The 15249-nt window shown below is 66.9% G+C and carries 12 protein-coding genes; 8 read left to right on the forward strand and 4 right to left on the reverse strand.

Translation table 11 applies throughout. From position 1 onward, the window contains the following. The first annotated feature begins 3 nt into the window (after positions 1–3). From ACN0RJ_RS01670 to ACN0RJ_RS01685, 4 genes are read left to right on the forward strand one after another with little or no spacing between them, the layout of a single operon-like run. Positions 4–999, forward strand: coding sequence for an ABC transporter permease (locus ACN0RJ_RS01670; RefSeq protein WP_417718676.1), 996 nt, complete (start codon positions 4–6; stop codon positions 997–999). Next, entirely contained in the window at positions 996–2198 is a 1203-nt protein-coding gene (locus ACN0RJ_RS01675) for an ABC transporter permease (protein WP_417723213.1), read from the forward strand. Before ACN0RJ_RS01670 ends, ACN0RJ_RS01675 begins: the two co-directional genes overlap by 4 nt. Then, positions 2195–3844, forward strand: a complete 1650-nt coding sequence (locus tag ACN0RJ_RS01680) for an ABC transporter ATP-binding protein (protein WP_417723214.1) — start codon at positions 2195–2197, stop codon at positions 3842–3844. Before ACN0RJ_RS01675 ends, ACN0RJ_RS01680 begins: the two co-directional genes overlap by 4 nt. Before the next feature lie 55 nt (positions 3845–3899). Then, positions 3900–5453 carry an ABC transporter substrate-binding protein gene (locus ACN0RJ_RS01685; protein WP_417718673.1) on the forward strand — a complete coding sequence of 518 codons (1554 nt, stop codon included), beginning with the start codon at positions 3900–3902 and terminating at the stop codon, positions 5451–5453. A gap of 88 nt (positions 5454–5541) precedes the next feature. Here the strand turns inward: ACN0RJ_RS01685 and ACN0RJ_RS01690 are convergent, their stop codons facing one another. Further along, a complete protein-coding gene (locus tag ACN0RJ_RS01690; protein ID WP_417718672.1) occupies positions 5542–6219 on the reverse strand; it encodes a D-lyxose/D-mannose family sugar isomerase in 678 nt (225 codons plus the stop codon). A 24-nt stretch (positions 6220–6243) separates the two neighbouring features. Further along, on the reverse strand, positions 6244–7038 hold the full coding sequence (locus ACN0RJ_RS01695) for an SDR family oxidoreductase (protein WP_417718671.1): 795 nt from the start codon (positions 7036–7038) through the stop codon (positions 6244–6246). 154 nt (positions 7039–7192) lie between these two features. Between ACN0RJ_RS01695 and ACN0RJ_RS01700 the strand changes: the two genes are divergently transcribed. Beyond that, positions 7193–9508 carry a Tex family protein gene (locus ACN0RJ_RS01700; RefSeq protein WP_417723404.1) on the forward strand — a complete coding sequence of 772 codons (2316 nt, stop codon included), beginning with the start codon at positions 7193–7195 and terminating at the stop codon, positions 9506–9508. A 30-nt stretch (positions 9509–9538) separates the two neighbouring features. Here the strand turns inward: ACN0RJ_RS01700 and ACN0RJ_RS01705 are convergent, their stop codons facing one another. After that, the gene (locus ACN0RJ_RS01705) at positions 9539–10297 is read right to left on the reverse strand and encodes a metallophosphoesterase family protein (RefSeq protein ID WP_417723215.1); all 759 of its coding nucleotides are present in this window, start codon (positions 10295–10297) and stop codon (positions 9539–9541) included. 193 nt (positions 10298–10490) lie between these two features. Between ACN0RJ_RS01705 and ACN0RJ_RS01710 the strand changes: the two genes are divergently transcribed. The 3 genes from ACN0RJ_RS01710 to ACN0RJ_RS01720 all read left to right on the forward strand — a co-directional run bounded on the left by ACN0RJ_RS01710 (position 10491) and on the right by ACN0RJ_RS01720 (position 14167). Further along, entirely contained in the window at positions 10491–11933 is a 1443-nt protein-coding gene (locus tag ACN0RJ_RS01710; protein ID WP_417718669.1) for a mannose-1-phosphate guanylyltransferase/mannose-6-phosphate isomerase, read from the forward strand. Positions 11934–12982: 1049 nt separating this feature from the next. Then, positions 12983–13276, forward strand: coding sequence for a hypothetical protein (locus tag ACN0RJ_RS01715; protein ID WP_417723216.1), 294 nt, complete (start codon positions 12983–12985; stop codon positions 13274–13276). Between the two features lie 510 nt (positions 13277–13786). Continuing rightward, positions 13787–14167: a YjbH domain-containing protein gene (locus ACN0RJ_RS01720; RefSeq protein WP_417723217.1), complete on the forward strand. Its 381-nt coding sequence runs from the start codon at positions 13787–13789 to the stop codon at positions 14165–14167. A 776-nt stretch (positions 14168–14943) separates the two neighbouring features. Here ACN0RJ_RS01720 and ACN0RJ_RS01725 read toward each other — a convergent pair. Continuing rightward, entirely contained in the window at positions 14944–15096 is a 153-nt protein-coding gene (locus ACN0RJ_RS01725) for a hypothetical protein (protein WP_417723218.1), read from the reverse strand. Positions 15097–15249 lie beyond the last annotated feature (153 nt).

Genomic DNA, 15249 nt, shown 5'->3' on the forward strand with positions numbered 1-15249 from the left:
ATCGTGAATCCGGTCGCCAAGATTCTCCTCCAGCGCCTCGCGCTCGGTCTGTTGACGCTCTTCATCGTGTCCATCGTCATCTTTACGGCGGTCAACATGCTGCCGGGCGATTTTGCCCAGGCGATCCTGGGTCAGGGTGCGACGCCGGAAGCCGTCGCCTCCATCCGGCGCGACCTCGGGCTCGATCAGCCTCCGGTCACGCGGTACATCCAGTGGCTTGTCGGCGCGCTGCAGGGCGATCTGGGCAATTCCTTCGCGCAGGCGAACTTTGCCAGCTTCGTGGGCGAGGACAGCGGGACGCGGACCTCGGTCGCGCAGCAGATCGCGCCGCGCTTTGCCAACACCATGTTCCTCGCCGGGGTGACGGCCTGCATCGCGGTGCCCTTTGCCATCACGCTGGGCGTGCTCGCGGCGCTGTTCCGCAACTCCGCCTTCGACAAGGCGGCGAACATCCTGACGCTGAGCTCGATCTCCTCGCCGGAATTCTTCCTGGCCTACGTGCTCATCCTGTTCCTCGCGGTGCTGAACCCGATCCTGCCGTCGCTGTCCAACATCTACGAGGGCATGTCCTTCGGCGAGCGCCTGCTCAAGACCCTGCTGCCGGCGCTGACGCTGACGCTGGTGGTCACGGCGCACATGATGCGGATGACCCGGGCGGCCATCATCAACCTGCTGGCCTCGCCCTATATCGAGATGGCGCGCCTCAAGGGGGTGAAGCCGATGCGGGTCATCGTCCGTCACGCGCTGCCCAACGCGCTGGCGCCGATCATCAACGTGGTGGCGCTGAACCTGGCCTATCTCATCACCGGGGTCGTGGTGGTCGAGGTGGTCTTCGTCTATCCAGGCATCGGCCAGCTGTTCGTGGACAGCGTCAAGATCCGCGACATCCCGGTGGTGCAGGCCTGCTGCCTGATCTTCGCGGCGGCCTACATCTTTCTGAATCTGGTGGCGGACGTGCTGTCGATCCTGTCCAACCCCCGGCTGAGGCATCCGAAATGAGCGTGCTTGTCTGGATCGTCGCGGCGCTGATCGGGGTGGCCGCGCTGGGCTGGGCCTTCCGGTTCGCGGGCAGGGCGCTGTCCGGCAATGCGCCACGGTTTCGCGACATGCCCTTCGCCGTGGCCTTCGGCTATGCGTTGGCGACGGCGGCGCTGGTCTTCGCGATCTGGTACTACCTGCAGCCGCCGGTGTCCGAAGCGGGGGTGCCGAATGCCGGGGTCACCTTCTTCCGCTGGGCGGTGCAGGGCTTTGTCGCCTTCGCCATCGCGGCATTCCTGTTCCGCCTTGCCGGGCGGAGCGTCGGCACGGATTCCTCGCGCAAGCTGTTCCGGCAGATGCCCCTGACGGCGGCATTCGGCATTCTCGTCATCCTGATCTACGCGATCACCGCGGTCTTTGCCGCTTGGCTGGCGCCCTACGGGCAGGCCGAGGTCTTTGCCCAGGTCAACGCCCTGCCCGGCGGGAATGCCGCGACGGGCGGCAACCCGGATCACCTGCTGGGCACCGACCAGATCGGGCGCGATCTGCTGTCACGGCTGCTTTACGGCGCGCAGAACACGGTCGGGATCGCCTTTGCCACCACCTGCATCGCCTTCTTCCTGGGCGGAACGCTCGGGTTCCTTGCGGCGACGATGCAGGGCTGGCTGGACCAGACGCTGAGCCGCATCGTCGACGTTCTCATGGCGATTCCTTCGCTGATCTTTGCCCTGCTGCTCATGACCATCGCCAGCGCCTGGGCGGGGAGCGAGAAGTGGCTGCTGACGGTCTACATGGTGCTGATCATCGCGGTGATCGATTCGACCCGGGTGTTCCGCCTGTCGCGCGCCGTCGGCATGAACATCGTCGTCATGGACTACATCGAGGCCGCAAAGCTGCGCGGCGAAGGTCTGCCGCACCTGATCTTCAAGGAGATCCTGCCCAACGCCTATGCGCCGCTGCTGGCCGAATTCGGCCTGCGGTTCTGCTTCGTCTTCCTGACGATCGCGGCCCTGTCCTTCCTCGGGGTGGGCATCCAGCCGCCGCTGGCGGACTGGGGGACGATGGTGCGTGACCTTGCGCAGTTCATCAACTTTGCCGCCTTCTCTCCGCTGACCGCCGCGCTACCTCTGATGGCGGCGGGGGCGATCGCGCTGCTGACGGTGGCGGTCAACTTCGTCGTGGACTGGATGCTTCACCGCAGTTCGGGGTTGAAGGAATGAGCGACGCACTGGTGAAAATCCGCGATCTTCGGATCGACGGGCGGACGGACGAGACGTGGATTCCGATCATCAAGGGGATCGACCTCGACCTGAAGCGGGGCGAGGTGCTGGGCCTGATCGGCGAATCCGGCGCCGGAAAGTCGACGCTGGGACTGGCCGCGATGGGCTACACCCGCGACGGCGTGCGCATATCCGGCGGCACGGTGGAATTCGACGGCATCGACCTGCTGTCGGCCTCGGCCGATCAGAAGCGCGCCCTTCTGGGCAAGCGCATCGCCTATGTCGCGCAGTCGGCGGCGGCCAGTTTCAACCCGGCGCACCGGCTGATCGACCAGCATTCCGAAGCGCCGGTGCAGCACGGCACCATGAGCCGCTCGGACAGCATGGACGACGCGATGGAGCTTTACCGCAAGCTCCGCCTGCCCAATCCCGAGGAAATCGGCTTTCGCTATCCGCACCAGGTCTCGGGCGGGCAGCTGCAGCGGGCGATGACGGCGATGGCCATGTCCTGCCGTCCCGACCTCATCATCTTCGACGAACCGACCACCGCGCTGGACGTCACCACCCAGATCGAGGTGCTGGCGGCAATCCGCGACATCGTCGAACAGTTCGGCACTGCGGCGATCTACATTACCCACGATCTGGCGGTGGTGGCGCAGATGGCGGACCGCATCAAGGTGCTGCTCAAGGGGGACGAGGTCGAAGAGGCCGCGACCCGCGAGATGCTGTCGAACCCGAAAGAGGACTATACCAAGAGCCTCTGGGCCGTCCGCGAATTCCAGCGCCCGCAAAAGCCCGCCGTTGCCAGGGGCGCGACGCCGGTCATCTCGGTCAGGCGGGTGACGGCGGCTTATGGCGCGACGACCGTCCTGCATGACGTGAGCTTCGACATCCACCACGGGCGTACCGTGGCCGTGGTCGGGGAAAGCGGGTCGGGCAAATCGACCACGGCGCGCTGCATCACGGGACTACTGCCGCCGAAGAAGGGCAGCATCCAGCTTGATGGCGAAGACCTGCCCGCCGACTACCGCAAGCGCAGCAAGATGCAGTTGCGGCAGGTCCAGATGATCTACCAGATGGCCGATACCGCGCTGAACCCGCGCAAGACCATCGGCGACATCGTCGGGCGGCCCGTGGAATTCTACATGGGGCTGCGCGGGCGGGAAAAGCGCCGCCGCGTGGACGAGCTTCTCGACCAGATCGAGCTGCCCGGCGACCAGTACCGGCACCGCTTGCCGTCGGAGCTGTCCGGCGGGCAGAAGCAGCGCATCGGCATCGCCCGCGCGCTGGCCGCGGAACCGAAGTTCATCATCTGCGACGAGGTGACCTCGGCGCTCGACCAGCTTGTCGCCGAGGGCATCCTGAAACTGCTCGCGCGCCTTCAGGACGATCTTCGCCTGTCCTACATGTTCATCACGCACGATCTCGCGACGGTGAAGAGCATCGCCGACGAGGTGGTGGTGATGAAGGAGGGTCGCGTGGTAGAACAGGGTCCCAAGGCCGAAATGTTCCGGCCGCCGCATCATGCCTACACCGACCTGCTGCTCAGCTCGGTGCCGGAAATGGACCCGGATTGGCTGGACACGCTTCTGGCCGAGCGGGGCGTCGAGAATATCGGCGACGCGGCCGTCAAGAAGATGGACTGACCCACACGCAGCCGCCTGCGGATGCGCAAGAAACGAGACAACAGGGAGAAATCGAATGGTCAAGATCAGTAGACGCGGATTGCTCACCACCGGCGCCGCCGCCGGGGTTCTGGCGGCCTCCGGCCTGCCGCTGCGCGCACAGGCCAAGAAGGGCGGACGGCTTCGGGTCGGTCTGAACGGCGCCAACAGCTCGGACAGCTGGGACGGGCGCACCCAGTCCGACGTGTTCATGATCGCCAGCTCGCAGGGCGCGGTCTTCGACAACCTCACCGAAGTGGCCGCCGACGGCTCGCTCAAGGGCGAACTGGCCACCGGCTGGGAAGCGTCGCCCGACGCGAAGGTCTGGACCTTCGACCTGCGCCCCGGCGTGACCTTCCACAACGGCAAGGCCTTCGGCGCGGATGACGTGATCGAATCGCTGCAACTGCACGTGGCCGAAGGTTCGAAATCCGCGGCCAAGCCGATCATCGCGGCGATCACCGAGATGAAGAAGATGTCCGACACCCAGGTCCAGTTCACGCTGGACGCGGGCAACGCGGATTTCCCCTATCTGATGGCCGACTATCACCTGCTGATCTACCCGGCGGGCCAAATCGAAGAGGCCATCACCAAGGGCATCGGCACCGGCCTCTACCGCGTCGACAGCTTCGAGCCCGGCGTGCGCTTCGTCGGCAAGCGGGTCGACAGCCATTACAAGGACGGTGACGCCGGCTGGTTCGACGAGATCGAATACATCGCGATCAACGACAATACCGCCCGCATGAACGCACTGCTGACCGGCCAGGTCGACGCGATCAACCGCATCGACCTCAAGACCGAGTCGCTGCTCAAGGCGAACCCGATGGTCCGCATCCAGGAAGTGGCCTGCAACCAGTTCTATTCCTTCCCGATGCTGACCGATGTCGCGCCCTTCGACGACGTGAACGTGCGCAAGGCGATCAAGTACGCGGTCAACCGTCAGGAGATGGTGGACAAGATCCTGCTCGGACACGGCCGCGTCGGCAACGATGCCGCGATCGGGCCGGCCAACCAGTATTTCAACGCGGACATGGAGCAGCTCTCCTACGATCCCGACAAGGCGAAGTTCCACCTGAAGGAGGCCGGGCTCAGCTCGCTCGACGTGGATCTGTCGGCGTCCAACGCCGCGTTCGAAGGCGCGGTGGATGCGGCACAGCTCATCCAGGCCTCCGCCAAGGCCTGCGGCATCAACGTGAACGTGGTGCAGGAACCCTCCGACGGGTACTGGTCGAACGTCTGGATCAAGAAGCCGTGGTGCGCCTGCTACTGGTCCGGCCGCGCGACCGAGGACTGGATGTACACCTCGGCCTTCGCCGAAGGCGTGGCCTGGAACGATACCCAGTGGGACAGCAACGACAGCGCCCGGTTCCAGGAACTTCTGGTCTCTGCCCGCGCGGAACTGGATTCCGCCAAGCGCCGCGAACAGTATTACGAGATGCAGCAGATCCTGCGCGACGACGGCGGGCTGATCCAGCCGATGTTCGCCAATTACGTCGATGCGCTCAGCAACAAGGTCGCGACGCCGGAAACCATCGGCAACCTCTGGCAGATGGACAACGCCCGCATGGCCGAACGGTGGTGGATGTCGTAACCGACCCGCGTTCCGCGAACAGGGGCCCCGGCGCAAGTCCGGGGCCCCTTGCGTTCGGGCCTCGGCCTCGGCCCGGCGGGTCGGCCGGTCAGAGCTTGTCGTCGTAGTCGGACACCAGCAGGTGCAGCGGGGCCTCGTCTTCCTCGATGGTGGAAAACCGCCCGATGGGCATCTCGAAGATGTTGTCCGTCACATCGTCATTCACGGTCGAGACCTCGCCGATCAGCACGTCGCTTCCCTCGCCCCAAAAGGCATGCCAGGTGGTCGGGAACAGCGTCACGGACTCACCCGGATCGAGCCTGAGGTGCCCGCCCGGCGGCAGGGTCCGGTCGATCCCGTCGCACATCACCGTCACCGGCGCGGCGCGGTCGATGCTGCCGTCCGGCGCCGCGGCGAAGAGTTCCAGCACCAGCGTTCCGCCGCCGCGGTTGATGATGTCCTCGACCTTGACGTCATGCCGGTGGTTGGGGCTGAGCTGGTCGCGGCGCGAGATCATGATCTTCTCGGCGTAGAGCATGGCGCTGCGCTTGCCGAGATCGCCGTTCAGCCCGTTGCGCGCCGTGAACAGGATCAACCCCATCTCGTCGAACCGCCCGGCACCGTAATCGGTGATGTCCCAGCCCATGCGCCTGCGCCGGATCTCGGCATGATCGGCGGCGCGCAGATCCTCGGGGGACCAGTGTCCGAACGGCGGCAGGTGCACCCCGTGCGCGGCCATGAAGGCGGCGCTCTCGCGCAGGATCTCGTTGATGCGGCTTCGTTTCATGGTCGGCCTCCCCGGGTCGAAGGATCAGAGCGATTCAAGGTTGCCGTCCACCGGAAAACTCTGGCCCGACAGGTTCCGGCCCTTTTCGCTGAGCAGGAAGGCGGCCATGTCGGCGACGTCCTCGGGCGGGGTCATGCGGCGCAGGGACACGCGCGCGACGTATTCCGCGGTCATCTCCTCATGGCTGACCCCGGCCTGTTCGGCGCGGGCGGCGATGACCCGCTCGATCCGGTCTCCCGCGATGACGCCGGGCAGGATCGCGTTGACCCGGATGTTGTCGGGCCCGAGCTCTTTCGCAAGGCTCTGGGTAAAGCCGATCACGCCCCATTTCGCCGCCGCATAGGGCGTGCGGTAGGCATAGCCGAACCGCCCGGCGGCCGAGGAGATGTTGACGATCGCCCCGCCGCCTGCCGCCTTGAGCATCGGCACCGCGCGGCGCGTGCAGAGGAACTGCCCGGTCAGGCAGACCTCGACGCAGGCGCGCCAGTCCTCGGGCGAGATATCCTCGACCGAAGAGGTGGGCCCGGCAATGCCCGCGTTGTTCACCAGCCCGTCAAGCCCGCCCATCCCGTCCTCGATCGTGTCGAAAAAGGCATCCACCGCCGCGTCGTCGGAAACATCGGTCCGGCTGGCGATCTCGGCGCCCAGCTCTGCGGCCGCGCGCTCCAGCGCCTCCTGGTCGACGTCGCAGATCGCCAGCCGCGCGCCCTGCGCCGCGAGTGCCCGCGCGATGCAAAGCCCGATCCCGCTGCCCGCGGCAGTCACCGCGATGCGGCGGCCCTTCAGCCCCGGAAGCGTCATGGCGCCCGTCTCTGTCATGGTGGTCTCCTCCCCCTTCCCGAGGCCGCGCTGCGGCAGGGTCAGCCTAGCGGGTTGATGCCGGATGTCCATTGCCCGGCCACGCGCCCCCTTGGCGCAATCCCGCCCGCCCGCTATGACAGGCGTCCGGACACAGGAGGACCCGCCCTTGGACATGATCGCCGAGCGCATCGCCCGCACCATCGCCACCGAAATCGCCGCGACCCCGGCACAGGTGAATGCCGCCGTGGGGCTGCTGGACGGCGGCGCGACGGTGCCGTTCGTCGCGCGGTATCGCAAGGAGGTCACGGGCGGCCTCGACGACACGCAGTTGCGCACGCTGAACGACCGGCTGACCTACCTGCGCGAGATGGAGGCGCGGCGGGCCACGATCCTCGACTCGATCCGGTCGCAGGACAAGCTGACCGATGCGCTGGCGAAATCCATCGCGCAGGCGGACAGCAAGGCCGCGCTCGAGGACATCTACCTGCCCTATCGCCCGAAGCGGCGGACCAAGGCGATGATCGCCCGCGAAAACGGCCTCGAACCGCTGCTGCGCGGCATTCTCGACAACCGCTCCGCCGATCCGCAGGCGCTGGCGGCGGGATACACCTCGGAGGCCGTGGCCACGGTGAAGGAGGCGCTCGAAGGCGCGCGCGACATCCTTGCCGAAGAGCTGACCGAAAATGCCGACCTGCTGGGCGGGCTGCGGGACTTCATGAAGAAGGAAGCCTTCATCTCGGCCAGGGTCGTGCCGGGCAAGGAAGAGGCGGGGGCGAAGTTCTCGGATTACTTCGACCACCGCGAGCAGTGGTCGGGCATCCCGTCGCACCGGGCGCTGGCGATCCTGCGCGCCGCCAAGGAAGAGATCGTGTCGATCGAAATCGCGCCCGATCCCGAGACCGGCAAGGAGCGGGCAAGCAACATGGTCGCCGCCGCCATCGGCGTGCGGGGCGACGGGCCGGGGGACAAGTGGCTGCGCGATGTGGCGGGCTGGACCTGGCGGGTGAAGCTGTCGCTCTCGATGTATGTCGACCTGCTTTCGGACCTGCGTCGCCGTGCCCACGAAGAGGCGATTGCCGTCTTTGCCCGCAACCTCAAGGACCTGCTGCTTGCCGCGCCCGCGGGGGCCAAGGCGACGCTCGGGCTCGATCCCGGCATCCGCACCGGGGTCAAGGCCGCGGTCGTGGATGCGACGGGCAAGGTGCTCGAGACGGCGACGCTCTACCCGTTCCAGCCCAAGAACGACGTGCGCGGCGCGGAAGCGGCGATCATCGCCCTGATCCGCCGCCACGGGATCGAACTGGTCGCCATCGGCAACGGCACCGCCAGCCGCGAGACGGAGCGCCTTGTCGCGGACACGATCAAGCTGCTGCCGCCGGGAACCCCGGCACCGACCAAGGTGGTCGTGTCCGAGGCCGGGGCCTCGGTCTATTCCGCCTCGGAACTGGCGGCAAAGGAGTTCCCCGACCTCGACGTGAGCCTGCGCGGCGCGGTTTCCATCGCGCGGCGTCTGCAGGACCCGCTGGCGGAACTGGTCAAGATCACCCCGGAAAGCATCGGGGTCGGCCAATACCAGCACGATGTCGACCAGCGCCGCCTCGCGCAGGCGCTGGAGGCGGTGGTCGAGGATGCGGTGAACGCGGTCGGCGTGGATCTCAACATCGCCTCCGCGCCGTTGCTGGCGCATGTCGCCGGGCTCGGGCCGTCGCATGCGCAGGCCATCGTCCTGCACCGCGACGCGAACGGCGCCTTTCCGTCGCGCAAGGCCCTGCTCAAGGTGGCCGGGATCGGTCCGAAGGCGTTCGAGCAATGCGCGGGCTTCCTGCGCATCCGGGACGGGAAGGAACCTCTCGACGCCTCGTCGGTGCACCCGGAGGCCTATGACGTGGCGCGCCGCATCGTGGCCGCCTGCGGCCGCGACATCCGCTCGATCATGGGCAGCCCCGAAGCGCTGCGCGGGCTGCGCGCCGAGCAGTTCGTCGACGATCACTTCGGCCTGCCGACGGTGCGGGACATCTTCTCGGAACTGGAAAAGCCCGGGCGCGATCCGCGGCCCAGTTTCAAGACGGCAAGCTTTGCCGACGGCGTCGAGGACATCAAGGATCTCAAGCCGGGGATGATGCTCGAAGGCACGGTGACCAATGTCGCGGCCTTCGGCGCCTTCGTCGACATCGGCGTGCATCAGGACGGGCTGGTGCACGTGAGCCAGCTTGCCGACCGGTTCGTGAAGGACCCGCACGAGGTGGTGAAGGCCGGAGACGTGGTCAAGGTCCGCGTGACGGAGGTCGACATTCCCCGCAAGCGCATCGGTCTGACCATGCGCAAGGATGGCGGCGCGCAGGCACGCGGCCAGAAACGGGACGAGGCGCCGAAGTCGCCGCAGGGCGGCGGCGGCAAGCGCGCCCCGGCCGGCAAGGCGCCGCAGCCGTCCTCGGGCGGAACCGGCGCGCTGGGCGACGCGCTGATGGCGGCGATGCGCAAGAAGTGACCGTGCCGGGGGGCATGGCGTCCCCCGCCGTCACTCCGAATGGATGTAGCTTGCCTTCCCGGGTTCGACGAGCGCGGCGGTCAGGCGGCCCGTGGCATAGGCGCCGGTGTCGACGGGAATGCGCCCGTCGGCCGGCTCGGGGTTGTCGGTGATGTAGTGACCGTACACCACCCAGAGCCCGTCCGTTCGGCAGCGCGTCAGGAAATCCGGATGCCCCCAGAGCAGGGCGTCCTCGGGTTGCGCCTCGACCGGAAGTGTCGGCTGCGCGCCGGCATGGGCGACCAGCACGTTGCCGGACTGCCAGCGGGTCGGCAGCGCCTTCAGCCAGAGTTCGAGGTCTTCGCCCAGCGCGGCGCGCAATTGGTCGCGCGCGGCGTGCCAGGCATCCGCAGGGTCGGGCCGCATGGGCGGCGCGATGCGGTAGCTGGCAAGGGTCTGCAACCCGCCGTGCCGCATCCATCGCGGCCCGTTCCTTGCCGGATCGTCGAGGAATGCCAGCAGCATCGCTTCGTGGTTGCCCTTCAGGCAGATCATCTGACCCTGTGGCGCGGCCTGTTGGATCTCGAACAGGCGGCTCAGCACCGCCGCGCTCTCGTCGCCGCGGTCGATGTAGTCGCCGACCATCACCAGCGCCGCGGTCGGGTGCCCGCCTGCGGCAAGCGTGTCGAGCATCCGTTCGAGTTGCGCGTCGCAGCCATGCACGTCGCCGACGGCATAGAACGCCTGATCCGGGGCGAGGGCGGCGCTGAACGCCGGTCTGCGGGAGAACAGCCTGGGAAGCAATTTCATCCCGTCCAGATAGTCGCTTTGCGAAGCCGAGCCAAGCGCATCGGTCTGCCCTTTGCACGCTATCGAAGCGATGTTGCGCGCTCCGGCGCCACCGGCGTTCGTGCCGCGCCATGCCCCGCCGATCTGGGGTTGAGAGACGGGGCAAGCCTGTTATGACTTCATCCGACACTCGAAGGGGTTCAGGATTATCGACATGGAATTGAACAAGATCGTACCAATTTTGCTGTGCGGCGGCTCCGGAACGCGGCTTTGGCCGCTGTCGCGCAAGAGCTATCCCAAGCAATTCGTGCCCCTGATGGGTGACGAGACGCTGTTCCAGGCCTCGGCCCGGCGGCTGTCCGGCGCGGCGGAGGGGCTGAGCTTCGATCCGGTCATGGTGCTGACCAATTCCGATTTCCGGTTCATCGTCACCGAACAGCTTCAGGGCATCGGTGTCGATCCGGGCGCGATCCTGATCGAGCCGGAAGGCCGCAACACCGCGCCGGCAATTCTGGCCGCCGCGCTGCGCGTCGCCGAAACCGACCCCGAGGCGGTGATGCTCGTCGCCCCGTCCGACCACGTTGTTCCGGACACCGAAGCCTTTCACAAGGCGGTGCGCTGCGGGCTCGACGCGGTTGCGCGCGGCGACCTCGTGACCTTCGGCATCGCCCCGACCCGCGCGGAAACCGGCTACGGCTATCTCGAACTTTCCGAGGCGCCCGACGCCTCCGGCTCGCCGGTGAAGCTGTCGCGCTTCGTGGAAAAGCCCGATGCGGCGCGCGCCGCCGAGATGATCGAGGCCGGAACCTTTCTCTGGAACGCCGGGATCTTCCTGTTCCGGGCCAAGGACGTGCTTGCCGCGTTCGAGGCGCATGCGCCGGGCCTCATGGCGCCCGTCGGTGCGGCGCTGAGCAATGCCAAGGTCGATCTCGGATTCCTGCGTCTCGCGCCGGATGCCTGGGCCGGGGCCGAGGACATCTCGATCGACTACGCGATCATGGAGCGAGCTCCGAACCTGTCGGTCGTGCCCTTCGCCTCCGAGTGGTCCGATCTGGGCGGCTGGGACGCGGTCTGGCGCGAAAGCGGTCCGGATGAGGCGGGCGTCGTCACCTCGGACGGCGCGACGGCGATAGATTGCGAAAACGTCCTGCTGCGCTCGGAAAGCGAGCGGCTGGAGGTCGTGGGGATCGGCCTGAAGAACATCATGGCCATCGCGCTCAATGACGCCGTACTCGTGGCCGACATGTCCCGTGCGCAGGACGTCAAGAAGGCGGTCGAGGCGCTCAAGGCCAAGGGGTCGCCCCAGGCCACGCATTTCCCCAAGGATCACCGTCCCTGGGGCTGGTTCGAAAGCCTCGTGGTCGGCGGGCGGTTCCAGGTGAAGCGGATCATGGTGCATCCGGGGGCCTCGCTCTCGCTCCAGTCGCATTTCCACCGCTCCGAACACTGGATCGTGGTCGAGGGCACGGCACGGGTCACCGTCGACGACGACGTGCGCCTGCTGACCGAGAACCAGTCCGTCTACATCCCGCTGGGCGCCGTGCACCGCATGGAAAACCCCGGCAAGGTGCCGATGGTGCTGATCGAGGTGCAGACCGGCGCCTATGTTGGAGAGGATGACATCGTCCGTTACGAAGACGTCTACGCCCGCGGCTGAGGCGGTGCGCTGCCCGGATTGTGGGCGATGTGGCACAGTGCGGTCCCGATGCGTCGGGCCCGCCCGCTCTTCGGTTTATTCTTCGACGAGAACAGGCGACACATGGTGTTGCAGGAACGCGGGTGCCCGCCGCAGGGGCCGGGACCGCGATCACCAATAAAAGGGCGCCGGAATTCGACGGCGCGGCGGGGACAATGAACGGGCCTTCTTTTCATGGCCATACCGGACTGCCGGGCCTGACCGCCCTGTTTCTGGCCGTCGCGACGCCGGTTGCGGTGTCGGCGCAGGCCGGGGACTGGCAGCGCACCCCTCAACTTCATGGGCGTTCCGCATGCTCGACATGCCCACGGCGCACGAGATGCAGGATGTGACCGCCGCTGACCTTTGTATCTGACCCGGACCGGGCGCAGTTCGCTGCATTTCCAGATCACGCCGCGGCTGTCCGGCGTGTTCCGGTATGTCTATCTCGACGATTACGGCGGCACCGGGGACACACGACCGCAGCTCGATTTGCGCTACCCGTGGCCGAGGAGGGCGCCTATCGTCCGGCCATCACGGTCGGTCTGCAGGATTTCGGCGGTACGGGATCTATTCGGGCGAATATGTCGTCGGGACCAAGACCTCGGCCGCCTCAGGGCCACCGCCGGGATTGTGGGGCCGGTTCGCAGCCAACGGCTTCACCAATCCGCGGCGTGTTCCGCACGGCTGGAAACCCCGCCCGCGCAGACCGGCGGCATTTCGCAGACCGGGCGGCTTGACGTGAAGCACTGGTCCGGGGCGATGCGGCGCCTTCGGCGGACTGCAGTACCAGGTCAACGACCGATGATCGTGACGGCGGAATACCCTCGACGCCTATTCGATCGAGACGCGGCGGCTGGGTTCGAGCACAGATCCCAACAACCCGGCCTGAGTTACCGTTTCGGGAACGGCCTCGATCTGAGCGCGGCCATCTCACGGCTCCACCTTCGGGCTGCGGCTGAGCTACACCTTCAAATCCAAGTCCCGCGCAGGGTCGACGGCAGCTACGAAGGCGGGCCGGTGCCGGTCGCGTGGCGCCCGGCGATGCCTCGATCCGGCTGACCCTCCAGCCCGATGCCGCGTCGATCCCAGGACAACGTCGCCGAAACGCTGGAAACCGCGGACTGGTGCTGCAATCGCCGACGGTCGGGGCGCGCTCCGCCGAAGTCCGGTTCCGCAACCCGACCTTCCCGAGTTCGGCCCAGGCGGTCGGGCGCGTGGCGCGGATCCACGGCGCTGCTTCCGGCCTCTTCGAGACCTTCGAGATCGTCCCGGTCAGCGCAAACGGCACGCCTGCCCGCGCATCACCCGCCGGAGCGATCTGAGGATCTGGAATTCGCGCCCGATGGGTCCCGCAGAGCTGCGCGGGCCGAGATCACCGACGCCGCGGCCGGTCCTGCCCGGGCGCTTCGGTCCCGCTGCGCCTGCCTTCACCTGGGGCGTGGGCCCTGCGTCGAGACGACCTTCTTCGACCCTGATGCGCCGATCCGTTCGATCTGGGTGGAGGCGCACGCCCGGCCTCGTCCCGCGCCGGGCTGGTCTTTCCGGGCAGGTCGCACCGCCTGACCGGCAACCAGGGCGATCTGCGCCCGTCGAACCCATCCTGCCGCATGTCCGCTCCGACCCGAACCCCACGCCTGAAGGCAGACCGCGCTGTCGCTCCTGACCGCCGCCAGCGCTTCGGCCCGGCGAGAACCTCACGGCGCGTGACCGTCGGATATCCTGAACAGATGTGAGCCGGTCTGTCGTCCGAGCTGCTGTAGCCGGTCGACAGCCGTCTCCTCGCCCGAAGGAATTACCGTCGCGCAGCGCGATTTCGACCAGGCCTTCGGCCCGTGCGATTACGAGGTCTTCACCGGCCATGCTCGGCCTATTGGGACGGCAACGGCTTCGCTACCAGCTCGACGCCGGGCGCTATCTCGCGGGGACTGGCGACGCTGTCGGTCGACCGGGCCTTTGACAACGGCATCAGGATCGGCGCCTGGCAAATGCTCACCGACGTTTCCTTCGACGACTTCGGCGAAGGCTCCTTCGACAAGGGCATCCGGTTCGAGATCCCGTTCCGGCCCTGTTGGGACGCCCGGTCAAGGGATCGGTGTCGCGGACCATCCGCCCGGTGCTGTGGGACGGCGGGCAAGGCCGAACGTGGACGGCCGCCTCTACGACAGCGTAATTACCACCAGCCCGGCCTGCAATCGCAATGGGGACGGTTCTGAGATGATTGTCCGCACGCTTTCCGGTTCTCGCCTGCCGGCTGTCCGCCTGCGGCCTGGCGATCGCGGAACCTATTTCAAGGATGCGGCCACCCTGATCCGGTCGGACCGGCCCGCGACATGGGGCCGGTGGACCAGTCCTGACCCTGCCCGAGGCGATCACCGACGCGGTTCCGGGGCCGTTGATGGTCGGCGTCTTCCCGGAGCGCAATGCCAAGGGGCGATGGCGTTCTCGGCGGCAACGGCACGGTGACGTCCTGGGCGGCGGGTGGCGCATCACCATTGCCTCGACGACGCGCTGATCAGACCCGCGGATCAGCGCGATCTGATGAGCGCGGACCTCGACGAGGTCAAGGCGGCTGCGCGGCGGCGGGCAGGCGGTGCGGGTGCACCGCCACCTGATTGAGAGGAACATCTGCAGGCCCGTGCCTCGTCTGCGACTACAGCCGCACCGGCGCGACGGTGATCGAAGACTGCACAGCCCTGAGCTGGGATCTGAGAATCATTACGTGCTGATCCTCGCCGCATCCGGAAAAGCCTGCACGATCGCCGCAGGCGGATATCTGCGATCCGCACCGATAAGAGACCGCTAAACGGGCGCCGGGATCTTCTGACCCTGCGCAAGGTTAAAATGCCCGGCAGTATTGTTGCGGGACGCGAAAACAATTATGGTTGAACACATCAGGCATTGAGATGGCACCGAACAAAATGAATTTCTGCGCGACGCGCTGGCTCTGCCATGCTTCTGCGACCGTGGCTCCGCCGAAGACGCAAAACGATCAACGCTCGACGGTGCGAACCCCGTTGTTGCAACCCAGGGCATCGACGACGACGCGGCAACCGCAATCGCCATCGGCGGCGGCATCCCGCTGCTCGGCGCGGCATTCGGGTGGCGGCGGTGGCGGGTCCACCTCCAACACCGCGACGGTCAATCCGATCGGTCAATGACCGGTCCCGAAGAATAAGACGTTTCAGGCGAATCCGCGAGGGTTCGCCTGCTTCTTGTCGAACGGATGAACGGCGCGGCGGGCAAGCGCGCCGGTACTATCAAGAAGACGGGCGGGCTGAGTATGTTGATCAGAACG

The sequence above is a fragment of the Salipiger sp. genome, assembly GCF_048261495.1.
GTDB lineage: Bacteria > Pseudomonadota > Alphaproteobacteria > Rhodobacterales > Rhodobacteraceae > Salipiger.